Raw genomic sequence first — 24,273 nt, forward strand, 5'->3', positions numbered from 1 at the left:
GGGAGTATTTCGGCCAAGGTGAGAGGGGGCGTCAGGCGGCGGCGCGGCGGGCCGCGAAGGCGACCAGCTTTTGCAGTGCGCCGGCGAGCGCGTCGTCGGCCACCGTGAGCGCCACGCGCACGTGACCGGCCGCCGCCGGCCCGAAGCTTTCTCCGGGCATCACCGCGACGTGTTCCTCCTCCAGCAGGGCGGTGGCGAATCCCTCGCCCGACAGGCCGGTGGCGCGCACGTCGAGCATCACGTACATCGCGCCCTGCGCGGGGATCACCCGCACGGCGTTCTGCCCCTCCAACAGCTTCAGGGCCATGTCGCGGCGCCGGCGGAAGGGGGCGGCGATGCCGGCCTCGAACGCCGCGCCCTGCTCCAGCGCGAAGCAGGCGGCCTCCTGGATGAAGCCCGCCACGCCGTAGGTGGTGTGGGTGGCAAGGTTGCCCAGGTGGGCGATCGCCGCCTCAGGGCCGACGATCCAGCCGATGCGGCTGCCGGTCATGGCGTGGCTTTTCGACATCGAGCCGACGACGAGCGTTCGCTCGGCCATGCCGGGCAGGGCGCGCGGCGTGACGTGCTCGCCCTGCCAGACCTGGGTGTCGTAGACCTCGTCGGAGATCAGCCACAGGTCGTTGTCGCGGCAGACGCCGGCGATGCCCTCCATCGTCTCGCGGGTGTAGATCACGCCGGTGGGGTTGTTGGGCGTGTTGACGAGCAGGCTTGACGCGCCTGGGGCCTGCGCCGCGATCTCGTCGGGGTCGGGCTGGAAAGCGCGCCCGGGCCGCGCGGCGATCGCCACGGGCCGCGCGCCGACGGCGCGGATCGTGCCGGGGTAGGTGGCGTAGTAGGGTTCGATGAAGAGCGCGCGGTCGCCCTCGTCGCAGGCGCCGTGATGCGCCGCGAAGAGCCCGGCCTGTCCGCCGGGGACGACCAGCACGTTCGCGGCTGTCGTCGGCACGCCGGTGCGCGCGGTCACGCGCTCGGCCACCAGTTCGCGCAGGCGGGGGTTGCCCGTGAACATGGTGTAGCCGGTATGCCCGGCCATCCCGGCGGCATGCATGGCGTCGAGGATCGCCCGGTCGGTGCCGGTGTCGTGTTCGCCGATCGTCAGCTCGGTGACGGCGGTGCCCGCGTCCTTCATCTCGCGCGCGCGATAGAAGATATCCCAGCCGTCCGATCCGCCGCCCGTCAGCCCGGTGATCCGTTTCGACATCTCCATCGCGCGTCTCCTTCCTGCTGTCCCGGTGTCCCGCGTGGCGGAGGCAAGCCGCAGCGCGCCGCGATTGTCAATCGGATTTCCCGGCGCGCCGGTCTTGCCAAGCGCCGGGGCGGGCCCTAGGCTTGCGGTCCATGACGGCGGGCATCTGCATCACCATCTGCATTACCGGCTGAGATATCTCGGGCGGGCCGTCATCTATTCCATCCATGAAACTTAGTTGATAAGCCCGCCGCGGGGACGCGCGCGAGGGGTTTCATGACGACGATCACGCTTTACAACACGAGGACGCGGCGGAAGGAGACGTTCACGCCGCTCGACCCGGACAACGTGCGCATGTACGTCTGCGGGCCCACGGTCTACGACCGCGCACATCTTGGCAACGCGCGGCCGGTGATCGTCTTCGACGTCCTCTTCCGGCTGCTGCGCCATGTCTACGGTGCCGGGCACGTGACCTACGTGCGCAACATCACCGACGTGGACGACAAGATCAACAAGCGGGCGCAGGACTCGGGGCGCCCCATCTCCGAGATCACCGAGGAGACGACGCGGTGGTATCTCGAGGACATGGGCGCGCTGGGCGCGCTGGAGCCCGATCACATGCCGCGGGCCACCGACTACATCCCGCAGATGATCGCCATGATAGAGACGCTGATCGAGCGCGGATGCGCCTACGAGGCCGAGGGGCACGTGCTGTTCGACGTCGAAAGCTACGACGCCTACGGCGCGCTTTCGGGCCGGTCGGTGGACGACATGATCGCGGGCGCGCGGGTGGAGGTCGCCCCCTACAAGCGCAACCCGATGGATTTCGTGCTGTGGAAGCCGTCGGCCGACGACCTGCCGGGCTGGGACAGCCCGTGGGGCCGCGGGCGGCCCGGCTGGCACATCGAGTGCTCGGCGATGTCCCACGAGCTGCTGGGCGGCAGCTTCGACATCCACGGCGGGGGCAACGACCTGATGTTTCCCCACCACGAGAACGAGATCGCGCAGAGTTGCTGCGCCCACCCGGAAGGCGACTTCGCCCGCTACTGGCTGCACAACGAGATGCTGCAGGTGGAAGGCCGGAAGATGGCCAAGAGCGAGGGCAACTTCTTTACCGTGCGGGACCTGCTGGAGGGCAACTGGGACGGCGGCTGGCCGGTGCCGGGCGAGGTGATCCGCTTCGTGTTCCTGCAGACGCATTACCGCAAGCCGATGGACTGGACGGCGAAGAAGGCGGAGGAGGCCGAGAGGATCTTGCGCAAGTGGTACGCACAAGCGGCGCGAGGCCTTGGCACCGGGAAACCTTGCACAGGGGTTATCACCGCTTTGTCCGACGATCTCAACACGGCAGGCGCGATCGCGGAGTGTCATCAGCTCTCGCATGCCGATGACGTTGCGACCTTGCGCCACACGCTTCAGTTCCTCGGCCTGATGGGGGACGGCGTGCCGGAATGGGCGGCGGCCCCCGACGTGGATCTGTCGGACTGGGAACACCGGCTTTTCGAAGCCCGCAAGGCGGCCATGAAAACCAAGGATTTCTCGGAGGTCGACAGGCTGAAGGCGGCCATGATCGAGGCTGGCGTCGAGGTGCGCATGAGCAAGACCGGGGTGGAACTGGTGCCCGGAACCGGGTTCGATCCCGCCAAGCTGGAGGGGCTGGAATGACTGTTCTTGGAACAGAGGTTCGCCCCCGGCCCGGGGGTGGGGGCGATTTCGCCCCCGCCCTGGGGGGCGGGGCGGGGGCGAACCGGGACGCAAGCGTCCCGGCGAATTGCCGCTACGGGTTTGCATCATGACGAAGCATCGCCTTTACATCTACGACACCACGCTGCGCGACGGGCAGCAGACCCAGGGCGTGAGCTTCTCGACCCAAGAGAAGCGCCAGATCGCAGAGGCGCTGGACGCGCTGGGCGTCGATTACATCGAGGGCGGCTGGCCCGGCGCCAACCCGACCGACAGCGCCTTCTTCGACGCGGCCCCGGACACGCGCGCCACCATGACGGCCTTCGGCATGACCAAGCGCGCGGGGCGATCCGCGGGCAACGACGACGTGCTCGCTGCCGTGCTCAACGCGGGCACGGGCGCGGTTTGCCTTGTCGGAAAGTGCCACGATTTCCACGTCGAGCGCGCGCTGGGCATCGGGCTGTCGGAGAACACCGAGAACATCGCGCGCTCGGTCGAGCACGTCGTCGCGCAGGGCCGCGAGGCGCTCTTCGACGCCGAGCATTTCTTCGACGGCTGGAAGGCCAACCGAGAGTACGCGCTCGAATGCCTGCTGGCCGCCTATGAGGGCGGCGCGCGCTGGATCGTGCTGTGCGACACCAACGGCGGCACGCTGCCCGCCGAGATCGGGCGAATCACCGGGGAGGTCATCGCCGCCGGCATTCCCGGCAGCCGGCTGGGCATCCACACCCACAACGACACCGAAACGGCCGTCGCCGGGTCGCTGGCCGCGGTGCAGGCGGGGGCGCGGCAGGTGCAGGGCACGCTCAACGGGCTGGGCGAACGCTGCGGCAACGCCAACCTGACGGCGCTGATCCCGGACCTGGTGCTCAAGGAACCCTTCGCCAGCGCCTTCGAGACAGGCGTGACGGACGAGGCGCTGCGCGGGCTGACCCATGCCAGTCGCCTGCTCGACGACATCCTCAACAGGGTGCCGCTGCGGCAGGCGGCCTATGTCGGGGGGGCGGCCTTCGCCCACAAGGCGGGGCTGCACGCCAGCGCGATCCTCAAGGACCCGTCGACATACGAACACGTCGATCCCGGGGCGGTGGGCAATGCGCGGGTGATCCCGATGTCCAACCAGGCCGGGCAGTCCAACCTGCGCCGGCGGCTGGCCGAGGCCGGCATCGAGGTGGCGCCGGGCGACCCGGCGCTCGCGCGCATCCTCGACGAGATCAAGGCGCGCGAGGCGCAGGGCTACACCTATGACAGCGCGCAGGCCAGCTTCGAGGTGCTGGCGCGGCGCGAGCTGGGGCAGCTTCCCGAGTTCTTCGAGGTCAAGCGCTACAAGGTCACGGTCGAGCGGCGCAAGAACAAGTACAACCGGATGGTGTCGCTGTCCGAGGCCGTCGTCGTGGTCAAGGTCGACGGCGAGAAGAAGCTGTCGGTCAGCGAGTCGATGGACGCGGCGGGCAGCGACCGCGGCCCCGTCAACGCGCTGGCCAAGGCGCTGGCAAAGGACCTTGGCCGCTACCAGGACGCGATCGCCGACATGCGGCTGGTCGATTTCAAGGTGCGCATCACGCAAGGCGGCACCGAGGCCGTCACCCGCGTCATCATCGACAGCGAGGACGGGCAGGGCCGGCGCTGGTCCACCGTCGGGGTCAGCGCCAACATCGTCGATGCCAGTTTCGAGGCGCTGCTGGACGCGATCGTCTGGAAGCTCAGCCGCGACGGCGGCCCGGGATGACCGCGCGCGGCGCCCGGCCGCGCATCGCCACCCCGGCGGCGGGGGCGTCACGCGCCGGGGGCGTGCCCGCCGCGCGATCTGCGGCTGCCACGCTGCCATCGTCGTTTCACGAGAGGGGGGACTCTTGCTCGGCAAGGTCGTGATGCCGGTCGCGATATCCGCGCTGGTCTATCTCGGTGTTGCGCTGGGATTGATCGCCTCGCAGCGTCCCGGGCCGGTGCCGCAGGCAACCGGGCCGGAGTTCTCGGGCCTGCTTGCCGACGGATTCGAGGCGCCGGTTTCGGACCCGGCGTTCATGCGCGACAGCTACGCCACGCCCGACGGCGTGGCCCACCCGGTGACGATCGTCGCCGAGGGCGCCGTGGCGGACAAGCCGCTGGTGGTGATGGTGCATGGCTCGGGCTGGCACGGGCAACAGTTCGACCGGCTGGCCTGGGCGCTGCGCGACGTGGCCGAGGTGCGTGCCGTCACCCTGCGCGGGCACGGCGCCGACCCCGTGCGCCGGGGCGACGTGGATCACGTCGGGCAGCTGGAAGACGACCTCGCCCACGCCATCGGCGACGTCGCGCCGGGGCGCAATGTGGTGATGCTGGGGCATTCCTCGGGCGGCGGGCTGGTGGTCCGCTTCGCCGGCGGGCGGCACGGCGGCATGATCGACGCCGCGATCCTGCTGGCGCCGTTCCTGCAGCACGACGCGCCCACGACGCGCGCGAACGCGGGCGGCTGGGCGCATCCGTTGACGCGGCGGATCGTCGGCCTTTCGATGCTCAACATGGTCGGCATACGCGCGCTCGACCACCTGACGGCGATACAATTCGCCATGCCGCGGGCGGTGCTTGACGGCCCCTTGGGTCACACCGCGACGACGGCGTACAGTTGGCGGCTGAACAGGGCCTACGCGCCGCGGCGCGATTTCCTGGCCGATGTCGCGGCGCTGCCGCCGTTCCTGCTGATCGCGGGCGCCCGCGACGAAAGCTTCCGTGCCGAGGCGTATGAGCCGCTGATGTCTGGCGCCACCGACGCGGGGCGCTACCATGTCCTTGCGGGGGTCGGGCACCTGGACGTGGTCGATGCCCCGCGCACCGAGACGCTGATACGGGAGATGCTGGGTGCTCTCTGACGACCTTATCGCCTGCGCGCAGAGCGTCGAGCGCGCCGACCCCGACCGGTTCGCGGCGGCCATGGCGGCGCCGCCCGCGGCACGCCCGGCGCTGTTCGCGATCTACGCCTTCAACGTCGAGGTCTCGCGCGCGCCGTGGATGACCTCGGAGCCGATGATCGGCGAGATGCGGCTGCAGTGGTGGCGCGACGCGCTGGAGGAAATCGCCGGCGGCGGGGCGGTTCGGCGCCATGAGGTGGCCACGCCGTTGTCGCGCGTGCTGGACGCCGAAGGCGCGCGCCTGCTGGACGCGCTGGTCGCGGCGCGGCGCTGGGACCTTTACCGCGACCCCTTCGAGGACGAGGGCCATTTCGAGGATTACATCGAGAAAACCGCCGCGAACCTGATGGTCGCCGCCGCCCGCGCGCTGGGGCCTGCCGACGCGGCCCCCTTGCGCGACGCCGGCCATGCCCAGGGGCTGGCCAACTGGATGCGTGCCGTCCCGGCACTGGAAAAGGCGGGGTGCGTGCCGCTGGTGGACGGCCGGCCGGAGGCGATCGCCCGGCTGGCGCAGGACGGGCTGGCGCGGCTGAAACGCGCCCGGGCGGCGCGCGCGGGTGTTTCCGCCGCCGCGCGGCCCGCGGCGCTGCCGGCGTGGCGCAGCGGCGCCATCCTGTCGCGCGTGCGGCGCAACCCGGATCTCGTGGCGAAGGGCCGGGTCGACGTGGCCCCGGCCCGCAGCCGGCTGGTGCTGATGCTGCGCGCGGCGACGGGGCGTTGGTAGGGGGTTACGTGTCGCGGCCTTCGGCGCGGCGCCGCACGGCCGGGTCGCCGCGGTGCGGCTTGATGTCCAGCAGCGGCGTGCCGTCGAGGCAATCGAGCCCGCGCACCACCAGCACCGCGCCGTCGCGGCGCACCAGCGTCACGATCGCGCTGCCGATCGGGTTGGGCCGCATGGGCGAGCGCAGGGCGAAGGTGCCGCGCGTCGTCCCGTCCGCGCGCGGGCTTTGCCGCACAAGGTCGCGGCGCGCCCGGTCGAGCCAGTAGAGCACCTCGAGCCGCGCGAACGCCTCCACGCCATCGAGCGCGGCGTCCCAGGGCGCATCCACCTCGATCCGGCATTCCGGCCCGTCCGGGTCGCCCTGCCGGGGGCAGGCGTCGCGCGTGGCAAAGGGCGTGCGGATTTGCCCCACGAACCGCAGCCGCGCGTCGTCCGGCGCGGCCGCCGCCACCGTGGTTTCGCCGGGGCGCAGGTCGTCGTCGGTCATGGCTGCGGGTCCTGCGGGCGCATCACCAGCCAGATCAGCGCCCCGCCCGCCAGCGCGAGGAACGGCGCCATCGCGAGGTTGACCGACATCCATCCCGTCTGCGCGTCCCCGCCCGAGCAGTTCATCAGCCCGCCCGAGGCGAGCGAGGCGAGCGTCACGCCGCCGAACACCAGCAGGTCGTTGAGGCCCTGCATCCGCCCGCGCTCGTGCGGTTCGTGCGCGCCGGCCAGCATGGTGGTGGCGCCGATGAAGCCGAAGTTCCAGCCCACCCCCAGCAGGATCAGCGCGACGAAGAAGTTCTCCAGCGCCACGCCCTGCAGCGCCACGGCCCCCGCCCCGGCAAGGATCACGAGCCCGGTGGCAACGATCTTCTCCACCCCGAACCGTGCGATCAGGTGTCCGGTGAAGAATGACGGCATGTACATTGCCAGAACGTGGGCCGAGACGACGTCGGCGGCGTTGCCCTCGTCGAAGCCGCAGCCGACCACCGCCAGCGGTGTCGAGGTCATCACGAGGTTCATCAGCGCGTAGGAGACCATCGCGCAGATCACCGCCACCAGGATGCGCGGCGTGGTGATCAGCTCCCACCGGGTACGGCCGCGCGGCGCATCCTCGGACGGCACGGGCGGCCGGGGGATGTCGAGGAACAGAAACAGAAGCGAACCCGCGACGTTGAGCGCGATCACGCCCAGGTAGGTGCCCAGGAAGGGGATCACGAAGGCCTGGCTCGTGGCCTTCACAAGCTGCGGGCCGATCACCGCCGCGGCCAGCCCGCCGGCCATGACATAGCTGATGGCCTTGGGCCGGAACGCATCGGTCGCCGTGTCGGCGGCCGCGAAGCGATAGAAGTTGTGCGCCGACATGTAGACGCCGGTGATCAGGCTGCCCAGCAGGAACAGCGGGAACGACGCGTGGTAGAGCGCCAGCGCGCCGACCGCGCCGCCCGCCGCGCCCGCGCCCGCGCCCAGGAAGAAGCCCGCGCGGCGTCCGAAACGCTGCATCAGCCACGACACCGGCGTCGCCGCCAGCATCGAGCCCAGCACGATCAGCGAAATGGGCAGCGTGGCGAAACAGGCGTTCGCGGCCAGCGACTGGCCGGCCAGACCCCCGATGGTGAAGATCATCGGCATCTGCGCGCCCAGAACGGCCTGTGCCAGCACCAGCACGGTGACGTTGCGCTTCGCGCGCGCTTCCGTCCGGTCGAGGGGAATGTCGGTCATGGCCGGTCTGCTAGACCCGATCGCGGCCGGGGGCAACCCTTCGGCGCGGGTGTCAGCCGGCCAGGTCGATCACATGCGCGAAGGATCCCGCCACGCGCCCGGCCACCAGCCCCATGGGCGGCAGCGGCGCGCCGGTGGCGTCCGTCGCGTCGAAAAGCGGCGCGCCCTCGGCACGCAGCGTGGTGGCGTAGTGGAACTCGTGCCCCGCCAGCGGGCCGGTGAAGGGCCCCGCGCGCGGGGCGAGGTGGCGGTAGCCCAGGTGCAGCCGCCGCGCCGCGAACGAGGTCTCGAGCCCCAGCAGCCCGGCCATCGGGTGGCGGTGCCCCTCGGCGTCGACCAGCCCCGCGCCCAGCACCATGTAGCCGCCGCATTCGCCGTAGACGGGGTGGGTTTCCGCGGCCGCCCGCAAGCTGTCCATGAACCGCCCCGCCGCGGCGATGCGGCCAGCGTGCAGCTCGGGATAGCCGCCGGGCAGGAAGACGTGCCCCGCCTCCGGCACCGGATCGTCGTTCAGGGGCGAAAAGACCCGCAGCTCGGCGCCCTGTGCGCGCCAGTCGTCCAGCATGTGCGGGTAGGTGAATGCGAAGGCCGCGTCGCGCGCCACCGCGACCACCTGCGCGGGCGGGGCCATGCGCGCGGGCGCGCAGGGCGCCGGCAGCGGGGCGGCCAGCGCCTCCAGCGCGTCGCGGTCCAGCGTGTCGCCCAGCGCGTCGGCCGCCCGGTCGAGAAAGGCGTCGAGGTCCGCGCGCTCGCCCGCCTGCACCAGCCCCAGGTGCCGTGAGGGCAGGGCGAGGTTCGCATCGCGGCGCAGTTCGGCCAGCACGGGCAGGCCCAGCGGCGCGAGCGCCGCGCGCAGCATCTCGGCGTGCCGGGCGCTGCCAAGGTTGTTGAGGATGACACCGGCCACGCGCACCTGCGGGTCATGGCCCGCGAACCCCGCGACCAGCGGCGCGACGGACTGCGCCATGCGGCCCGCGTCGACCACCAGCACGACCGGCAGGCCCAGCCCCCGTGCCAGGTCGGCCACGGCGCCGCGCCCGTCCGGCGGGGCGCCATCGAACAGCCCCATCGCGCCCTCGACGATGCACAGCCCGTCACCGGCGGCCAGCGCGCGCAGGCGCGTCCGACCCATCGCCCAGGCGTCGAGGGTCTGGCAGGGTGCGCCGCAGGCGGCCTCGTGAAAGCGCGGGTCGATGTAGTCGGGCCCGGACTTCGCCCCGCGTACGGCCCGGCCTTCGCGCGCCAGCAGCCGCAGCAGCGCGAGCGTGACGGTGGTCTTGCCCGATCCCGAGGTCGGCGCGGCAAGGATCAGGCCCCGGCCCATGCCCACCCTGCCTTCGTCACGGTCCGGTTGCGCCGGAAGCGCCGCGGCACGGGGCGACCGGGGCGGCGCCCTCCGCCCGGGCGCGGCGGCGCGGTCAAGCCGATTCGGCCGGCTTGCCCCGGCCCAGCGGGTCCAGGTCGCGCGCCGGATGGCCGGCCATCATCGCCTGCCAGTCCAGGGCCTGGCGCATCAGCACCGACCGGCCGACGCAGAGGATCGCCGGCGGCTCCAGCCCGCTTGCGGCGATGTCACCTGCCATCGTGCCCAGCGTCGTCTCGAGCACGTTCTGCTCGCCGGTGGTCGCCGCGGTGACGACCGCGCAGGGCTCGTCTGCCGGTCGCCCCGCATCCAGCAACGCCCCGGAAATCCGCTCTACGTGCTTCATCCCCATGTAGATCACGATCACCTGGCTGCCCGCGGCGATCGCCCGCCAGTCGAGCGACGAGGGCGCCTCGCCCGACTGGTCGTGGCCGGTGACGAAGGTCACCGACTGGTTCACGTCGCGGTGGGTGACCGGGATGCCGGCATAGGCCAGCCCGCCGATGCCGGCGCTGATGCCCGGGACGATACGGATCGGCACGCCGTGCTGCACCAGCGTCTGGGCCTCCTCGCCGCCGCGCCCGAAGACGAAGGGGTCGCCCCCCTTCAGGCGCAGCACGCGGCGGCCGGCGCGCGACAGGTCCACCAGCCGCAGCGAGATGTCGCGCTGGTCGGCCGAGGGCTTGCCGCCGCGCTTGCCGGCATAAATGTGCTCGGCGGCCGGGGCCCAGTCGAGGATGCTGGCGTCGACCAGCGCGTCGTAGATCACCACGTCGGCCTGCCGCAGCGCGTTGAGGGCGTGCAGCGTCAGCAGGCCCGGGTCGCCCGGCCCGGCGCCGCACAGCCAGACCCAGCCGGGTTCGAGCACGGGCCAATCGGCCCCGGGAAGCGTGATCGAGTCGTCCATGGCCCCCTGTATGCCCGCCTTTGGACCGGGCGAAAAGGGCGCAAGCGACCGGGCAGGGGGGCGAAGGCGACATCGCGCGCCCACCGCATTTCGGCGATTGGCCTTGGCCGGGCGCGCGCCTATAGTCCGCCCCGATGGCCGATGCCCCCGATCCGCCCCTGCGCCGCGGCTGGACGACCGGCGCCTGCGCCACCGCGGCCACGCGGGCGGCCCTGATGGCGCTGTGGGGCGAGGGGCGGCCCGACCGGGTGCGCATCACCCTGCCGAAGGGCGAACGCCCGCGGTTCGATGTCGCCCACCTGGAGACGGGCGAGGGCTGGGCCGAGGCCGGCGTCGTCAAGGATGCCGGGGACGACCCCGATGTCACCCACGGTGCGCTGATCGTTGCGCGCGTGGCGCCCGCGCCGGGCGGCGGCGTGACCTTCCGCGCGGGCGCGGGCGTGGGCACGGTGACGAAAGCGGGATTGCCGGTCGACCCGGGCGAGCCGGCAATCAACCCCGTGCCGCGGCGCATGATGCGCGAGACGGTCGAGGAAATGGCCGTGCGCCTGGGCCGGGCGGCGGATGTGGAAATCACCCTGTCGGTGCCCGGGGGCGCGGCGCTGGCCGAGAAGACCTGGAACCCGCGGCTGGGCATCGAGGGCGGGCTGTCGATTCTCGGCACCACCGGCATCGTGCGGCCGTTTTCCTGTGCCGCCTGGATCGCCTCGATCCACCGCGGCATCGACGTGGCGCGCGCCGACGGGCTGACCCATGTCGCCGGCTGCACCGGCGCGACCAGCGAACGCGTGGTGCAGGCGCTATACGACCTGCCCGACGCGGCGATGCTCGACATGGGCGATTTCGCGGGCGGGTTGCTGAAATATCTTGCCAAACACCCGGTGCCCCGGATCACCATCGGAGGCGGCATCGGCAAGATGACCAAGCTCGCCCAGGGCGCGCGCGACCTGCACTCCGGCCGCAGCCAGGTGGATTTCGCCGCGCTGGCGCGGGCGCTCGACACGCCCGGCATCGCCGCCGCGAATACCGCGTTGGAGGCCCACGCGATCGCCGGGCCCGAGATGGCACACCGGGTGGCCGAGGGCGCGCGCGCCACCGCGCAGGGGATGCTGCCCGGCACAGTGCACGTCGATACCGTCGTGATCGACCGCGCAGGCACCGTCCTGGCGAGGGCAGGGGCATGACGCTGCTGCTTCTGGCCGGCACCGGCGAGGCCCGGCAGCTTGCCCGCGCGCTGGCGGAGCGCGGGGTGCCGGCGGTGGCCAGCCTGTCCGGTGCCACCCGCGCGCCCGCGGCGCTGGGCCTGCCCACGCGCACCGGCGGGTTCGGGGGCGAGGCCGGCTTTCGCGGCTACCTGCGCGAGGCCGGGATCACCGCCGTTCTGGACGCGACGCACCCGTTCGCGCACCGTATCTCGGCGCGCACGGCACGGGTCTGCGCCGAGCTCGGCCTGCCCTGTTGCCAGCTTCTGCGCCCGCCGTGGGTGCCCGGCCCGGATGACCGGTGGACGATGATCGCGGCCGAAGAATACGCGGCGGCGCATATCCCCGACGGGTCCACCGTGTTCCTGGCGACGGGTCGGCAGACGCTGGGGCATTTCGCGAACCTGTCGGGCTGCCGGCTGATCTGCCGCCAGATCGACCCGCCCGACGGGCCGTTTCCCTTCCCCAACGGCGCGTTCCTGGTCGGCCGGCCGCCGTTCTCGGTCGCCGACGAGAAACGCCTGTTCCGCCGGCTGGGCGTCGACTGGCTGGTGGTCAAGAACGCCGGTGGCGCGGCGGCGTGGCCAAAGCTCGAGGCCGCCCGCGCGCTGGGCATCCGCGTCGCGATGATCGACCGACCGCCGCAGCCCGAGGGTGTGATGCGGGCGGAAACCGTCGACGCGGCGCTGTCATGGGTCGCCGGGGTGATGGCATGACGGGCCGGATCATCGAAAGCCGCGCCTGCGTGAAAGAGGGGGCCGCGCACCTCGCGTCGGTCTGTCCGCGCATGGCCCACGCCCTGTCGGTGACCGGCACGCCCCCGCTGCGCCGGCGCCCCGACGGGTTCGCGCAACTTCTCAACGCCATCGTCAGCCAGCAGGTCAGCACCGCCGCCGCCGACGCGATCTGGGGCCGGATGAAGGCGGCGCGCCTGACCGGCCCGCGCAAGATCATGTGGGCCAGCGACGACGACCTGCGTGCCGCCGGGCTGAGCCGGCAGAAGATCCGCTACGCCCGCGCGCTGGCCGAGGCTCGGATCGATTACCGGGCGCTGCGCACGGCGCCGACCGACGAGGTGATCGCCACGTTGACGCAGGTACCCGGCATCGGCGTCTGGACGGCCGAGATCTATGCCATGTTCAGCCTCGGCCGCGCGGATGTCTTCGCGCCCGGTGACCTGGCGTTGCAGGAATCGGCACGGCTGCTCTACGGCCTGCCCGACCGGCCCCGCGAACGCGCGCTGCGCGAGATGGCCGCGGACTGGGCGCCGTGGCGGGCGGTTGCCGCGCGGCTGCTGTGGTCTTACTACCGGGTGGCCAAGGACAGGGAAGGGATCAGATGACACGCGTACTGCAAGCCGGCCGCCGCGAGCCGCAGTCGGGCTCCACCCGTTCGGTGGTCGTGTTCCTGCACGGCTACGGCGCCAACGGCGCGGACCTGATGGGGCTGGCCGACCCGCTGGGCGAACACCTGCCCGACACGCTCTTCGTGGCGCCAGACGCGCCCGAATCGATCCCCGGCATGCCCTCTGGCCTGCAATGGGCGCCGATCCCCTGGATCGACGGCACGTCCGAGGACGAGGCCGAGCGCGCCTTCCTCGCCTCGGCGGCGGATGTGAACGCCTTTCTCGACGCGCTGATGGTCGACGAGGACGTGCTGCCCGAGCAGGTGGCGCTTTTCGGCTTCAGCCAGGGGTCGATGATGGCGCTGCACGTCGGGCCGCGCCGCGAGGACGAGCTGGCCGGGCTGGTGTGCTTTTCGGGCAAGCTGCTGTCTCCCGAGCTGTTGAAGGACGACGCGGTCAGCCGCCCGCCCGTGCTGCTGGTGCATGGCGACCAGGACGACCTGGTGCCGCCCGAGTCACTGCCGCAGGCCGCCGAGGCGTTGCAGAGTGCCGGCTGGCAGGACGTCTATGCCCATGTCATGAAAGGCACCGGCCACGGCATCGCCCCCGACGGGCTGCAGGTGGCACTGGCCTTCATGCGCGACAAGCTGGGGTTCTAGGACGGCGGGCCGGCCGGGTAACCGGCGCGGCCGCGCGTCAGCCGAACCAAAGCCGCCGCTCGGCCATCTCCAGCGAATTGCCGGCCGGGTCGCGGAAATAGATCGACCGCGCGCCGTTCGGCCAGTCGAAATCGGCCTCGATCGGGTGGCCCGCGGCGTCCAGCCGGGCCGACCAAGCGTCCATCTCCGCGCGGCTTGCGGTGAAACACAGGTGCCCCGGGCCGTGGGCGCCGTGCGGCGGCACGGGCAGGCGCGGGTTCGATGGCCCCTGCGCCGTGGCGTCGGGGTTGAAGACCAGAAGCACCGTGTCGCCCGTGCGGTAGAAGATGTGCCGCCCCTCCACCCGCGCGATCTCTTCCAGCCCCAGCACGCCGCCGTAGAACCGCGCGGCGGTGTCGAGGTCATCGACGTAGAGCGCGGCCTCCAGGATGGCGGCGGGTGGCGGCGCGGCGGGCAGGGAATCGTCGGACATGCCGGCATCCTATCCCTGCCCGCCGCGCCTGTCAGCGGGCCGGCGGGGCTTGCCTCGTCCGTGCGGGCGGATAGGTTGCGCGTGGCACCGGCGCGAAGGGGATCCACATGACGAAGCAGAAGACGGCCATTCTGGGCCTGCTTTCCGACGCGCTGATCCTCGAGCTGACGGCCGACCTGGTGGCGATCCCCACACGCAACCCGCCCGGGGAAGAGGCGGCCTGTGCGCGCTTCATCCATGACACGCTGACCGGCTGGGGCATCGAGGCGGAGCTGATCGACCGGCCGGATCCCGCGCGCCCGCAGGTGGTGGCCCGGGTGGCCGGTTGCGGCGCGGGGCCGACCTTCGTGCTCAACGCCCACATGGACACGGTGCCCGAGGGCGATCCGGACCTCTGGACGCGCCCGCCCTTCGAGGCGACGCGGGAAGGAGACCGGCTTTACGGGCTGGGGGCGTGCGACATGAAGGGCTCGCTCGCCTCGATCATGGCGATGCTCAAGGCGCTGCACGACAGCGGCGCGTGGCTGCCCGGCACCCTGCTGGCGCATTTCCCTATGGGCGAGGAGATGGACGAACCCGGCACGAAGACCCTGCTGGCGATGGGCCATGCCGGCGACATGGCCATCACCATGGAGCCCACCGACAGCCGCATCGGCCCGGGCACACGCGGGGCGTGCTGGCACCGCGTCGTGATCGAGGGGCCCGCCGCGCATTGCGGGCTGGCGGAGCCCGATGCGCCGGACGCGCTGCATGCCGCCCGGCGCTTCATGGCCGAGGTGGAATCGGCGCATGCCATCGTCGGCGGGCAGACACACCACCTGCTGGCCAGCCCCGCCTGCCGCGTCACGAGGATGACGGCGGGCGAGACGCACAACGCCACCGCCCGGCGGTGCGAGATGGTGGTCGACCGGCGGATGCTGCCCCACGAAAGCGTGGCGGCGGTGGGCGACGATCTGCGCGCGCGGCTGGACCGTGCGCTGGGCGGCATCGCGGGGCTGCGCGGCGAGGTGACGTTCCTCGATCTCAACGAGGCGACGGAGACGCCGTCGGACAGCCCCCTGGTGCGGGCGCTGTCCGACAACATCCGCCGTCTCGGCGGGGCCGAGCCGGAGGTCTGGGGGCCGCCCTATGGCAGCGACATGCGCAATTTCGTCTGCGACGCGGGCATGCCTTGCGTCAACTTCGGTGCCGGCGATTTCCGCCGGTGCCACCAGCCCGACGAGTTCGTGCCCGTGACGGACCTGCTGCGCGTGGCGCGGATCACCTTCGGCACGGTGCTCGACGTGATCGGCTGAGCGGCGCGCGCCGGGCGGGGGCGCCGCCCCCGTCGCGCTGGCGCGCGACTCCCCCGGAGTATTTCGGGCAAGATGAAGCGCGGGCGCGCGAGGTCACTGCCCGGCACGGGCGGCGCGGGCGGCCATGACGTCGCGGCCCAGCGTCTGGGTGTAGGCTTCCAGCTCGTGCAGCGCGGATTCGGCGGCGGCCGCGTCGTGGGCCTGCAAGGCGTCGGCGATGCGGCTGTGCAGCCGCACGATCGCTTCGCGGGAGCGGGCGGTGAAGGTGATCATGTTCATCAGTGGCTGCATCGCCTCGACCGCGCCGGCGAGCTGGTAGCTGAGCACCGGGTTGCCGGCGGCGTCCACGAGCGCGCGGTGGAAGGCGACGTCGGAGGCGCAGAACGCTTCGTCGCTGAGCCCGGCCTGTGACTGCCGGTGGATTTCTGCGCGCATGGTGGCGAGGTGGTCCGGGCCGCGGCGGTCGGCGGCCAGCGGCGTGCACGCGCGTTCCAGCGCGTAGCGGGCCTCGCACGCGGTCTCGAAGCTGACGGCGTTCATCGACAGCAGCAGGGTCGAGGTGGTGATCTGCTGGCCGTAGGCGTCCTCGTAGCGCAGATGGTTGACGAAGGCGCCGCCGAAGGCCCCGCGCGCGGTGCGGATCAGCGACTGCGCGGCCAGCCGCTTGAGCGCCTCGCGCACGGTGGGCCGCGAGACCGAGAACTGTTCGGCCAGCTCGGCCTCGGACGGCAGGCGTTCGTCCACGATCATCCGCCCCTCGACGATGGCGTCGCGGATCGCCTGCGCGATCTGGGCCGAGAGATCGGCCTTGGGGTCGGGCGCGTTTTTCATTTGTCAGGCATTTAAATGTCTGACAATTTGATTGGCAAGGGGAGAGTCGCGGGGAGGCGGCGATGATCGCAGCCGGCATCAGGCGGATGAGCGGGGCGCACTGGGTGGTGCTGTTCGTGCTGATCCTGGCGGCCTGGGCCGCGCTCTATGCCATGGCCGTGCCGGCGGCCCTGCGCGAGGCGGGCGCGGTCTACGGCACCGATTTCCTTGTTTCGCTGTGCCGCGTGACCCCGGACGCCGCCGGGTTCGCGCGCGTCTTCGCGATGTGGGGGCTTATGTCGGCGGCGATGATGGCGCCCACGGCGCTGCCGGCGCTGGCCACCTACGACGATCTGCCGGGCACCGGTCGGCCTGGCTTCGCGCGTCTTGCGGCGGGCTACTTCGCGGTGTGGCTGGGGTTCTCGGCGCTGGCCGCGGCGCTGCAGATGGCGTTCTTCGCCGGCGGGCTGGTCAGCGCCTTCGGCGACAGCCGGTCGGCATGGCTGTCGGCGGCGCTTCTGGCGCTGGCCGGGCTCTACCAGTTCAGCCCTCTCAAGGAGGCCTGCCTGTCGAAGTGCCGCGCCCCGCTGGCGTTCTTCGTGCAGCACTGGGCCGAGGGGCCGTGGCGCAACGGGCTTCGGCTGGGCGCGGTGTGCCTGGGCTGCTGCTGGGCGCTGATGCTGCTGGCCTTCGTCGGCGGGGTGATGAGCCTCGCGTTCATGGGGCTGGCGACGCTCATCATGGTGGCCGAAAAGCTGCCGGAGCTTGGCCGGCCGCTGACCCGGCCGCTGGGCGCGGGGCTGATCGCGGCGGCCGTGGCGCTGCCGATCGTGACATGACGGTCGAAAGAGGGAGGAAGGATCATGGATGGTGACACGACCGAGCCGCGGGCGGCACCCGCGGCGGAGCCCGGCACGGTGCCCTGGCGGATCCGTGGCGAGCTGATACTCAACTGCAACTGCACGGTGTTCTGCCCCTGCGTGATCAGCCTGGGCAACCACCCGCCCACCGAGGGCACCTGCATGGGCTGGGCCGGCATCCGCATTGACGAGGGCCATTACGGCGATAGCGACCTCGGCGGGCTGAACGTCGGGCTGCTGCTCGAGATCCCGGGGCGCATGGCGCGCGGCAACTGGAAGGCCGCGGCCTATGTCGACGAGCGCGCCGACGAGGCCGCCTTCGACGGGCTGGTGGCCATCATGTCGGGAAAGGCACGCGGCACCACGGGGCTGTTCAAGGTTCTCGTCAGCGAGTTCCTCGGCGCCGAGCGGGCGCCGATCGTCTTCGAGACGGAAGGCAGGACGCGCCGGCTGATGGTGGGCAAGGCGATCCAGGGGGCGATCACGCCCGTGGCCGGTGCCGACGGCGGCGAGGTCGTGGCGGCCAACACCAAGTACTGGATGGGGCCCGACATCACCGTGGCGCAGGCCGACAAGGGGCGCGTGCGCGCCTACGGCCGGGTCTGGGATTTCGACGGCCGCAGCGCCGAGATCTGCCAGATCGACTGGAGCGGGCCGGGAAAATGACCGTCACGCCGGAGTGGTGCGCGCTGATGGCCCGCTACAACGCGTGGCAGAACGCCAGCCTGGTCGCGGCCGCCGACGGGCTGGGCGACGCCGCGCGGGGCGCGGACCGCGGTGCCTTTTTCGGCTCGATCGCGGGCACGCTGAACCACGTGCTGTGGGCCGATCTGGTCTGGATGGCGCGCCTCGAGGGCGGCGACCGGCCGCCGGGCGGTATCGCGCAGAGCCCGGCGCTGTTCGATGACTGGGCCGCGTTCGCCACACGCCGCACGGAGATGGACGCGCGCATCCGGGCCTGGGCCGAGGCGATCACGCCGGAGGCGCTGGCGGGGGAACTGGTGTGGCACTCGGGTGCCGCGGGCCGGGCCGTCAGCCGGCCCAAGTGCCTGTGCGTGGCGCATTTCTTCAACCACCAGACCCATCACCGCGGACAGGTCCACGCGATGCTGACGGCCGCCGGGGCGCCCCCCGGCGACACCGATCTATTCCTCATGCCCGAGGAGCCAGGCAGATGACCGCCCCCCTTCTTTCGCCTTCGCGCCGGTTGCGCCGCACGCCGTTTTCCGACGGCGTCGAGGCGGCCGGCGTCCGGGCCTACACCGTTTACAACCACATGCTGCTGCCGACCGTGTTCCGCAGCATCGAGGAGGATTACCAGCATCTGAAGGAAGCGGTGCAGGTCTGGGACGTGGCCTGCGAACGGCAGGTGGAACTGCGCGGCCCCGATGCAGGGCGGCTGATGCAGATGCTCACCCCGCGCGACCTGCGCGGCATGCTCCCCGGGCGTTGCGCCTACGTGCCGATCGTCGACGAAACCGGCGGCATGCTCAACGATCCCGTGGCCGTGAAGCTGGCCGAGGATCGCTGGTGGATCTCGATCGCGGATTCCGACCTGCTTTACTGGGTCAAGGGGATCGTGAACGGCTGGCGTCTCGATGTTCTGGTGGACGAGCCCGACGTCTCGCCGCTGGCCGTGCAGGGCCCGCGGGCCGAGGACCTGGTCGCGCGCGTCTTCGGCGAGGGGGTGCGCGCGGTGAGGTTCTTCCGCTTCGGCCGGTTCGAATTCGAAGGGCGCGAGCTGGTGGTCGCGCGCTCGGGCTATTCCAAGCAGGGCGGCTTCGAGATCTACGTGGAGGGCGCGGACATCGGCATGCCGCTGTGGCACGCGTTGATGGAGGCGGGCGCCGACCTCGACGTGCGCGCGGGCTGCCCCAACCTGATCGAGCGGATCGAGGGCGGCATGCTGAGCTACGGCAACGACATGACCGACGACAACACGCCGCACGAATGCTGGCTGGGCCGGTTCTGCGACACGCAATCGGCCATCGGGTGCATCGGCCGGGACGCGCTGCTGCGGGTGGCCAAGGAGGGCCCCGTCCAGCAGATCCGCGCGATCGAGATCGACGGGTCCGCCGTGCCGACCTGTGACCGGTGGTGGCCGATAAGGGCCGGTGGGCAGACGGTGGGCCGCGTCAGTTCCGCCGCGTGGTCGCCCGACCACGGGACCAACGTGGCCATCGGCATGGTGCGCATGACACACTGGGGACCGGGCACGGAACTGGAGATCGCCGCGCCCGACGGGGTGCGGGCGGCGGCCGTTCGCGCGGCATTCTGGGCGTGAGCGTCCGGCAGTCGCCGCGGGGCGAGGGGTCCCCCCTCCCGCTCCCCGGAGTATTTCGAGCAAGATGAAGCGGGGTCCGCCCCCTCAACCGAAAAGGAGAATGACATGTTCAACGCCCTGATCGTGGAAAAGGACGAGGAGACCGGCAAGACGCAGGCCGGGGTGAAGCAGATCGGCGAGGACGACCTGCCGCACGGCGAGGTGACGGTCGCGGTGGAGTATTCCACCGTCAACTACAAGGACGGGCTGTGCGTGGGCCCCGGCGGGGGGCTGGTGCGGCACTATCCGCACGTGCCGGGGATCGATTTCGCCGGCACGGTCGAGGAGTCGTCGGATGATCGCTACACCCCCGGCGACAAGGTGGTGCTGACCGGCTGGCGCGTGGGCGAGGCGCACTGGGGCGGCTACGCGCAGAAGGCGCGCGTGCGGGCCGACTGGCTGGTGCCGCTGCCCGAGGGGCTGACGACGCGCCAGGCGATGGCGGTGGGGACCGCCGGGCTGACCGCGATGCTGGCCGTGCAGGCGCTGGAGGACCACGGGCTGGCGCCCGGGCACGGCCCGGTGCTGGTGACCGGCGCGGCGGGCGGCGTCGGGTCCGTGGCGACGGCGGTGCTGGCGCAGCTGGGTCACGAGGTCGCCGCGGTGACGGGTCGGCCCGAGCAGGCGGACTATCTCGAGGGGCTGGGCGCAACCGAGATCGTGGCCCGCGACGAGCTGACCGAGGTGACGAAGAAGCCGCTGGAATCCGAGAAATGGTCCGGCTGCGTGGACGCGGTGGCCGGTGCCATCCTGGGCCGGGTGCTCAAGCAGATGAAATACGGCACCTCGGTGGCCGCGGTCGGTCTTGCCGGCGGCCCGGCGATCGAGGGTGCGCTGATCACGCCCTTCATCCTGCGTGGCGTGAACCTTCTGGGCATCGACAGCGTCATGCAGCCCTACGACAACCGGGTGCGCGCGTGGTCGCGCATCGCGCGTGACCTGCCGATGGAGAAGCTGGAGGCGATGGTCCAGCCGGCCACGCTGTCGGACCTGCCGACGCTGGGCAGCGACATCCTCAAAGGTCAGGTCCGCGGCCGGGTTGTGGTGGACGTGAACGCCTGATAATGGCCGCCGCGTGCCGGCGGCGCCGTTTTCGGAAGCCGAAACGCCGCGGCCAGTTGATTTCCGCGCGAAAGGCGCGTTACCGTCGGGCTTCGCGGGGTGCGTCAGCATGGCGCAGCCCAAGCAAGACGAATGCGCGCGCCCCCGGCCCGGCCGGGGCGGGCGGGTTACCAATCACAAAGCGCGCAATAGGAGGGAGAGACGTGTTCAACAAGATCATGACGCCGGTCGATCTTGCCCACGAGGGCGATCTGGCCAAGGCGTTGCAGTGCACGGCGGACCTGGCCAAGCACTACGACGCGGAGGTGCATTTCGTCGGGGTCACGACCGGCACACCGAGTGCGACGGCCCACAATCCGCAGGAATACAAGGGCAAGCTGGCGGAATTCGCCAAGGCGCAGGCGGACAAGCACGGCATCCGCGCCACCGCCGACCCCGTTATCGCCCACGACCCGACGACGGATGTCGACGACGCGCTGCTGCGGGCGATCGACGACACGGGCGCCGACCTGGTGGTGATGCAAAGCCACATGCCCAACATCCTCGACTACATCTGGCCGTCGAACGGCGGCAAGATCGCCGAGCATGCCAAGTGCTCGGTGCTGGTCGTGCGGGGCTGAGCCATGCGTGACCGCCGCGTGACAGAAACTTCGAACAGGGAGGCCTCACATGGCCGATGAAACAGACATTGAAGGTATCCCGACGCCGGAAGGCGCCGCCGATATCATCGAGACCGATTACAGGATCGGTCAGGACAACATCCAGACCAAGGTCGGTCCGTTCGGTATCGACATCCACAACCCCGTTTTCGTGATCTCGGGGCTGTTGGTGATCGCGTTCGTGATCTTCGCGCTGGCCGCGCCGGGGACGGCCAACGCCATCTTCAACGGCGTTGACGCGGCCGAGGTCGAAGGATGCGAGGCCGGGGCGTTCTGCGACCTGGGCATGCGCGCCTACCTGACCAGCAACTTCGACTGGTTCTTCCTGTGGGGCGCGAACATCTTCGTCATCTTCTGCCTGCTGCTGATCGTCAGCCCCTGGGGCTCGGTGCGGCTGGGCGGCACCGACGCCACGCCGGACTACGGCTACGCGGGCTGGTTCGCGATGCTGTTCGCCGCCGGCATGGGCATCGGCCTGATGTTCTTCGGCGTTCTGGAACCGGCGTACTACTTCGGCACGCCGTGGGGCGACGAGCCTCTTGGCACGGTTCGCCCGTTCGGAGAGGACGGCGCGCTGATCGAGGGCAACGTCGAGGAAGCGCGGCGCATGGCGCTGGCGGCGACCTCGTTCCACTGGGCGCTGCACCCGTGGGCGATCTACGCCGTCGTGGCGCTGGCGCTGGCGCTGTTTTCCTACAACAAGGGTCTGCCGCTGTCGATCCGCTCGGCCTTCTACCCGCTCCTGGGCGAACGCGTCTGGGGCTGGTGGGGCCACATCATCGACACCGTCGCCGTCTTCGCGACGCTGTTCGGACTGGCAACCTCGCTGGGCTTCGGCGCACAGCAGGCCAACGCCGGCATGAGCTATGTCTACGGGCTGCCCAACAACGTGACCGTGCAGGTGATCCTGATCGTCGCGATCACCGCGGTGGCGCTGGTCTCGGTGCTGCGCGGCCTCGACGGCGGCGTCAAGGTGCTGTCGGAGATCAACATGGTCGTGGCGCTGCTGCTGCTGCTGTTCGTGCTGTTCACCGCCGGCGCCGTGGGCATCCTGACGGACTTCTTCTCGACCCTGGGCGCCTACGTGCAGGAGATCGTGCCGCTGTCCAACCCGCACGGGCGCGAGGACACAGGCTACATGCAGGGCTGGACGGCCTTCTACTGGGCCTGGTGGATCAGCTGGTCGCCCTTCGTGGGCATGTTCATCGCCCGCGTCAGCCGCGGCCGGACGGTGCGCGAGTTCATCACCTGCGTGCTGATCGTCCCGTCCATCGTCTGCATCTTCTGGATGGCGGTCTTCGGCGGCTCGGCGATCAACGACATCATCGCCAACCCCGAGACCAGCGCGGTGAAGGCCAACGTGATCGACAGCTACAGCCCCGAGCTTTCGCTCTTCGCGATGCTCGAGAGCCTGCCGCTTGCCGCGATCACCTCGACGATCGGCGTGATCCTGGTGATCGTGTTCTTCGTCACCTCGTCGGACTCCGGCAGCCTCGTGATCGACACGATCACCGCGGGCGGCAAGGTCGACGCGCCGGTCTCGCAGCGTTTCTTCTGGTGCACCTTCGAGGGGCTCGTCGCGATCGCCCTGCTCGTCGGCGGGGGCCTGGGGGCGTTGCAGGCAATGGTGATCTCCACCGGTCTGCCGTTCACCATCATCCTGCTCGTGTTGTGCTACGGCATCCTGCGCGGGCTGATGTCGGAGAAGCAGCGCGCCTTGAGCTGACGCGGCCTCGAGACACAACGATCAAGGCCCCGGCATCGCCCGGGGCCTTTTTCATTGCCCGGTCGCCGGCGCGGATTCTGCCGGCCCGCCGACCAAGGCCGCTTGACCCCGGCGCGGCCGCGCGCTTTGGTGCATCCCATGATGCTGGATACGGATTACGCGCGCGGGCTCTTTCCCGCCTTCGACGAACCGGGGCTGGCCGGCCGGGCCTTCTTCGAGAATGCCGGCGGCTCCTACGCCTGCCAGGCGGTCATCGACCGGCTGACGCGGTTCTACCGCAGCCGCAAGGTGCAGCCCTATGCGCCCTACGATGCCAGCCGGCTCGCCGGGGCGGAGATGGACGAGGCCCGCGCCCGCATGGCCGCCATGCTGGGTGTGGAGACCGAGGAGGTCAGCTTCGGCCCGTCCACCACGCAGAACGCCTATGTGCTGGCGCAGGCGTTCCGGCAGTGGCTGGCGCCGGGCGACGCGATCATCGTGACCGACCAGGACCACGAGGCGAATTCGGGCCCGTGGCGCCGGCTGGCGGCTGACGGCATCGAGATCCGCGAATGGCGCATCGACGCCGACAGCGGCCTGCTGGACCTCGCCGACCTCGAGACCCTGCTGGACGACAACGTGCGGCTCGTGTGTTTCCCGCATTGCTCCAACGTCGTCGGCGCGGTGAACCCGGTGGTGGAGATCACCGCCGCCGCCCATGCCGCCGGCGCCTTCGTCTGCGTCGACGGGGTCAGCTACGCGCCGCACGGGCTGTGCAACATCGGCCAGATGGGCCCCGACATCTACCTGTTTTCCGCCTACAAGACCTACGGGCCGCACCAGGGCGTCATGGTGATCCGGCGCGACCTGGGGCTGCAGCTGCCCGAGCAGGGGCATTTCTTCAACGCCGAGCCGCTCTACAAGCGGTTCACGCCCGCCGGGCCCGACCACGCGCAGGTGGCCGCCTGCGCGGGGCTGGCCGACTACGTCGATGCGCTGGCGATGCACCACGGAATCGAGGGCGACGCGGCCGGCCGTGCGGCCGGCGTGCACGACCTGTTCCGCGCCCACGAAACCCGGCTGTTGCAGCCGCTGCTGGACTACCTCGCTGCGCACCCGCGCGCGCGCCTGCTGGGTCCGGACCGCGCCGAGGGGCGGGCGCCCACGGTGGCGGTGGCGCTCGACCGGTCGGGAGAGGTGGCGGCCGCCGACCTTGCGCTGCACGACATCATGGCCGGCGGCGGGGATTTCTACGCCGTGCGCCCGCTCAGGGCGATGGGCGTCGACCCCGAACGCGGCGTGCTCCGGATGAGCTTCGTGCATTACACCACGCCGGTGGAGGTCGACCGCCTGCTGGCCGCGCTGGACGAGGTGCTGTGATCCAGGGATGTGGCCACCGCGTATACCGCAAAACGGCAAGGGGCGG

The 24,273-nt window shown here is 71.2% G+C and carries 24 protein-coding genes; 17 read left to right on the plus strand and 7 right to left on the minus strand.

From position 1 onward, the window contains the following. Window positions 1-31 precede the first annotated feature (31 nt). Entirely contained in the window at window positions 32-1,207 is a 1,176-nt protein-coding gene (locus CEF10_RS09720; protein WP_101067988.1) for a pyridoxal phosphate-dependent aminotransferase, read from the minus strand. A 255-nt stretch (window positions 1,208-1,462) separates the two neighbouring features. On the opposite strand from CEF10_RS09720, the gene cysS reads away from it, so the two are divergent. The 4 genes from cysS (at window position 1,463) to CEF10_RS09740 (ending at window position 6,481) form a co-directional block, all read left to right on the plus strand. Further along, window positions 1,463-2,851 carry a cysteine--tRNA ligase gene (cysS, locus tag CEF10_RS09725; protein ID WP_101067989.1) on the plus strand — a complete coding sequence of 463 codons (1,389 nt, stop codon included), beginning with the start codon at window positions 1,463-1,465 and terminating at the stop codon, window positions 2,849-2,851. Between the two features lie 127 nt (window positions 2,852-2,978). Continuing rightward, window positions 2,979-4,598 (plus strand): citramalate synthase, encoded by a 1,620-nt coding sequence (cimA, locus tag CEF10_RS09730; protein ID WP_101067990.1) that lies wholly within the window; start codon window positions 2,979-2,981, stop codon window positions 4,596-4,598. A gap of 124 nt (window positions 4,599-4,722) precedes the next feature. Further along, entirely contained in the window at window positions 4,723-5,718 is a 996-nt protein-coding gene (locus tag CEF10_RS09735) for an alpha/beta hydrolase (RefSeq protein ID WP_101067991.1), read from the plus strand. Further along, window positions 5,708-6,481, plus strand: coding sequence for a squalene/phytoene synthase family protein (locus CEF10_RS09740; RefSeq protein WP_232796463.1), 774 nt, complete (start codon window positions 5,708-5,710; stop codon window positions 6,479-6,481). The genes CEF10_RS09735 and CEF10_RS09740 overlap by 11 nt, the downstream gene beginning before the upstream one ends. Before the next feature lie 4 nt (window positions 6,482-6,485). On the opposite strand, the gene tsaA is transcribed toward CEF10_RS09740, so the two are convergent. The 4 genes from tsaA to cobA all read right to left on the minus strand — a co-directional run bounded on the left by tsaA (window position 6,486) and on the right by cobA (window position 10,455). Next, window positions 6,486-6,965 carry a tRNA (N6-threonylcarbamoyladenosine(37)-N6)-methyltransferase TrmO gene (gene tsaA, locus CEF10_RS09745; protein WP_101067992.1) on the minus strand — a complete coding sequence of 160 codons (480 nt, stop codon included), beginning with the start codon at window positions 6,963-6,965 and terminating at the stop codon, window positions 6,486-6,488. Continuing rightward, on the minus strand, window positions 6,962-8,185 hold the full coding sequence (locus tag CEF10_RS09750) for an MFS transporter (RefSeq protein ID WP_101067993.1): 1,224 nt from the start codon (window positions 8,183-8,185) through the stop codon (window positions 6,962-6,964). The genes tsaA and CEF10_RS09750 overlap by 4 nt, the downstream gene beginning before the upstream one ends. Window positions 8,186-8,237: 52 nt before the next feature. Next, window positions 8,238-9,509 (minus strand): cobyrinate a,c-diamide synthase, encoded by a 1,272-nt coding sequence (locus tag CEF10_RS09755; protein WP_101067994.1) that lies wholly within the window; start codon window positions 9,507-9,509, stop codon window positions 8,238-8,240. A gap of 94 nt (window positions 9,510-9,603) precedes the next feature. Beyond that, window positions 9,604-10,455 carry a uroporphyrinogen-III C-methyltransferase gene (gene cobA / locus CEF10_RS09760; protein ID WP_101067995.1) on the minus strand — a complete coding sequence of 284 codons (852 nt, stop codon included), beginning with the start codon at window positions 10,453-10,455 and terminating at the stop codon, window positions 9,604-9,606. Between the two features lie 134 nt (window positions 10,456-10,589). Here cobA and CEF10_RS09765 point away from each other — a divergent pair, with 134 nt between their 5' ends. Genes CEF10_RS09765 through CEF10_RS09780 form a run of 4 tightly spaced genes read left to right on the plus strand, consistent with a single transcriptional unit; the run spans window position 10,590 to window position 13,661 of the window. After that, the gene (locus CEF10_RS09765; RefSeq protein ID WP_101067996.1) at window positions 10,590-11,639 is read left to right on the plus strand and encodes a cobalt-precorrin-5B (C(1))-methyltransferase; all 1,050 of its coding nucleotides are present in this window, start codon (window positions 10,590-10,592) and stop codon (window positions 11,637-11,639) included. After that, window positions 11,636-12,373 carry a cobalt-precorrin-6A reductase gene (locus tag CEF10_RS09770; protein WP_101067997.1) on the plus strand — a complete coding sequence of 246 codons (738 nt, stop codon included), beginning with the start codon at window positions 11,636-11,638 and terminating at the stop codon, window positions 12,371-12,373. The genes CEF10_RS09765 and CEF10_RS09770 overlap by 4 nt, the downstream gene beginning before the upstream one ends. Next, on the plus strand, window positions 12,370-12,999 hold the full coding sequence (locus CEF10_RS09775) for a DNA-3-methyladenine glycosylase family protein (RefSeq protein WP_101068076.1): 630 nt from the start codon (window positions 12,370-12,372) through the stop codon (window positions 12,997-12,999). The genes CEF10_RS09770 and CEF10_RS09775 overlap by 4 nt, the downstream gene beginning before the upstream one ends. Further along, on the plus strand, window positions 12,996-13,661 hold the full coding sequence (locus CEF10_RS09780) for an alpha/beta hydrolase (protein WP_101067998.1): 666 nt from the start codon (window positions 12,996-12,998) through the stop codon (window positions 13,659-13,661). Before CEF10_RS09775 ends, CEF10_RS09780 begins: the two co-directional genes overlap by 4 nt. A gap of 37 nt (window positions 13,662-13,698) precedes the next feature. Here the strand turns inward: CEF10_RS09780 and CEF10_RS09785 are convergent, their stop codons facing one another. Beyond that, window positions 13,699-14,133: a VOC family protein gene (locus tag CEF10_RS09785; RefSeq protein WP_101067999.1), complete on the minus strand. Its 435-nt coding sequence runs from the start codon at window positions 14,131-14,133 to the stop codon at window positions 13,699-13,701. Between the two features lie 107 nt (window positions 14,134-14,240). On the opposite strand from CEF10_RS09785, the gene CEF10_RS09790 reads away from it, so the two are divergent. After that, window positions 14,241-15,428, plus strand: coding sequence for a M20 family metallopeptidase (locus tag CEF10_RS09790; RefSeq protein ID WP_101068000.1), 1,188 nt, complete (start codon window positions 14,241-14,243; stop codon window positions 15,426-15,428). Between the two features lie 93 nt (window positions 15,429-15,521). Here the strand turns inward: CEF10_RS09790 and CEF10_RS09795 are convergent, their stop codons facing one another. Then, window positions 15,522-16,259, minus strand: a complete 738-nt coding sequence (locus CEF10_RS09795) for a FadR/GntR family transcriptional regulator (protein ID WP_101068001.1) — start codon at window positions 16,257-16,259, stop codon at window positions 15,522-15,524. Between the two features lie 62 nt (window positions 16,260-16,321). Between CEF10_RS09795 and CEF10_RS09800 the strand changes: the two genes are divergently transcribed. From CEF10_RS09800 to CEF10_RS09835, 8 genes are all read left to right on the plus strand, one after another. After that, a complete protein-coding gene (locus CEF10_RS09800) occupies window positions 16,322-17,077 on the plus strand; it encodes a DUF2182 domain-containing protein (RefSeq protein ID WP_232796464.1) in 756 nt (251 codons plus the stop codon). Between the two features lie 24 nt (window positions 17,078-17,101). After that, window positions 17,102-17,764 (plus strand): DUF1326 domain-containing protein, encoded by a 663-nt coding sequence (locus CEF10_RS09805; protein ID WP_101068002.1) that lies wholly within the window; start codon window positions 17,102-17,104, stop codon window positions 17,762-17,764. Continuing rightward, the gene (locus CEF10_RS09810) at window positions 17,761-18,276 is read left to right on the plus strand and encodes a DinB family protein (protein WP_232796465.1); all 516 of its coding nucleotides are present in this window, start codon (window positions 17,761-17,763) and stop codon (window positions 18,274-18,276) included. Before CEF10_RS09805 ends, CEF10_RS09810 begins: the two co-directional genes overlap by 4 nt. Then, the gene (locus tag CEF10_RS09815) at window positions 18,273-19,382 is read left to right on the plus strand and encodes a dimethylsulfoniopropionate demethylase (protein WP_101068003.1); all 1,110 of its coding nucleotides are present in this window, start codon (window positions 18,273-18,275) and stop codon (window positions 19,380-19,382) included. Before CEF10_RS09810 ends, CEF10_RS09815 begins: the two co-directional genes overlap by 4 nt. A 105-nt stretch (window positions 19,383-19,487) precedes the next feature. Beyond that, entirely contained in the window at window positions 19,488-20,483 is a 996-nt protein-coding gene (acuI, locus tag CEF10_RS09820) for an acryloyl-CoA reductase (protein ID WP_101068004.1), read from the plus strand. Between the two features lie 203 nt (window positions 20,484-20,686). Continuing rightward, window positions 20,687-21,103, plus strand: a complete 417-nt coding sequence (locus CEF10_RS09825) for a universal stress protein (protein ID WP_101068005.1) — start codon at window positions 20,687-20,689, stop codon at window positions 21,101-21,103. Between the two features lie 49 nt (window positions 21,104-21,152). After that, window positions 21,153-22,868, plus strand: coding sequence for a BCCT family transporter (locus CEF10_RS09830; RefSeq protein WP_101068006.1), 1,716 nt, complete (start codon window positions 21,153-21,155; stop codon window positions 22,866-22,868). A 138-nt stretch (window positions 22,869-23,006) separates the two neighbouring features. After that, window positions 23,007-24,227, plus strand: coding sequence for an aminotransferase class V-fold PLP-dependent enzyme (locus CEF10_RS09835; RefSeq protein ID WP_101068007.1), 1,221 nt, complete (start codon window positions 23,007-23,009; stop codon window positions 24,225-24,227). Window positions 24,228-24,273: the final 46 nt, after the last annotated feature.

The organism is Roseovarius salinarum, from assembly GCF_002834145.1.
Classification (GTDB): Bacteria; Pseudomonadota; Alphaproteobacteria; order Rhodobacterales; family Rhodobacteraceae; genus Roseovarius; species Roseovarius salinarum.

What these genes read in the sequence shown, in the direction of transcription:
- CEF10_RS09750 (WP_101067993.1), bottom strand. Translation starts at nt 8,185, where the DNA reads ATGACCGACATTCCCCTCGACCGGACGGAAGCGCGCGCGAAGCGCAAC.
- cobA (WP_101067995.1), bottom strand. Translation starts at nt 10,455, where the DNA reads ATGGACGACTCGATCACGCTTCCCGGGGCCGATTGGCCCGTGCTCGAA.
- CEF10_RS09790 (WP_101068000.1), top strand. Translation starts at nt 14,241, where the DNA reads ATGACGAAGCAGAAGACGGCCATTCTGGGCCTGCTTTCCGACGCGCTG.
- CEF10_RS09795 (WP_101068001.1), bottom strand. Translation starts at nt 16,259, where the DNA reads ATGAAAAACGCGCCCGACCCCAAGGCCGATCTCTCGGCCCAGATCGCG.
- acuI (WP_101068004.1), top strand. Translation starts at nt 19,488, where the DNA reads ATGTTCAACGCCCTGATCGTGGAAAAGGACGAGGAGACCGGCAAGACG.
- CEF10_RS09770 (WP_101067997.1), top strand. Translation starts at nt 11,636, where the DNA reads ATGACGCTGCTGCTTCTGGCCGGCACCGGCGAGGCCCGGCAGCTTGCC.
- CEF10_RS09835 (WP_101068007.1), top strand. Translation starts at nt 23,007, where the DNA reads ATGATGCTGGATACGGATTACGCGCGCGGGCTCTTTCCCGCCTTCGAC.
- CEF10_RS09720 (WP_101067988.1), bottom strand. Translation starts at nt 1,207, where the DNA reads ATGGAGATGTCGAAACGGATCACCGGGCTGACGGGCGGCGGATCGGAC.
- CEF10_RS09815 (WP_101068003.1), top strand. Translation starts at nt 18,273, where the DNA reads ATGACCGCCCCCCTTCTTTCGCCTTCGCGCCGGTTGCGCCGCACGCCG.
- CEF10_RS09805 (WP_101068002.1), top strand. Translation starts at nt 17,102, where the DNA reads ATGGATGGTGACACGACCGAGCCGCGGGCGGCACCCGCGGCGGAGCCC.
- CEF10_RS09800 (WP_232796464.1), top strand. Translation starts at nt 16,322, where the DNA reads ATGATCGCAGCCGGCATCAGGCGGATGAGCGGGGCGCACTGGGTGGTG.
- CEF10_RS09765 (WP_101067996.1), top strand. Translation starts at nt 10,590, where the DNA reads ATGGCCGATGCCCCCGATCCGCCCCTGCGCCGCGGCTGGACGACCGGC.
- cysS (WP_101067989.1), top strand. Translation starts at nt 1,463, where the DNA reads ATGACGACGATCACGCTTTACAACACGAGGACGCGGCGGAAGGAGACG.
- tsaA (WP_101067992.1), bottom strand. Translation starts at nt 6,965, where the DNA reads ATGACCGACGACGACCTGCGCCCCGGCGAAACCACGGTGGCGGCGGCC.
- CEF10_RS09785 (WP_101067999.1), bottom strand. Translation starts at nt 14,133, where the DNA reads ATGTCCGACGATTCCCTGCCCGCCGCGCCGCCACCCGCCGCCATCCTG.
- CEF10_RS09755 (WP_101067994.1), bottom strand. Translation starts at nt 9,509, where the DNA reads ATGGGCCGGGGCCTGATCCTTGCCGCGCCGACCTCGGGATCGGGCAAG.
- cimA (WP_101067990.1), top strand. Translation starts at nt 2,979, where the DNA reads ATGACGAAGCATCGCCTTTACATCTACGACACCACGCTGCGCGACGGG.
- CEF10_RS09830 (WP_101068006.1), top strand. Translation starts at nt 21,153, where the DNA reads ATGGCCGATGAAACAGACATTGAAGGTATCCCGACGCCGGAAGGCGCC.
- CEF10_RS09775 (WP_101068076.1), top strand. Translation starts at nt 12,370, where the DNA reads ATGACGGGCCGGATCATCGAAAGCCGCGCCTGCGTGAAAGAGGGGGCC.
- CEF10_RS09810 (WP_232796465.1), top strand. Translation starts at nt 17,761, where the DNA reads ATGACCGTCACGCCGGAGTGGTGCGCGCTGATGGCCCGCTACAACGCG.
- CEF10_RS09780 (WP_101067998.1), top strand. Translation starts at nt 12,996, where the DNA reads ATGACACGCGTACTGCAAGCCGGCCGCCGCGAGCCGCAGTCGGGCTCC.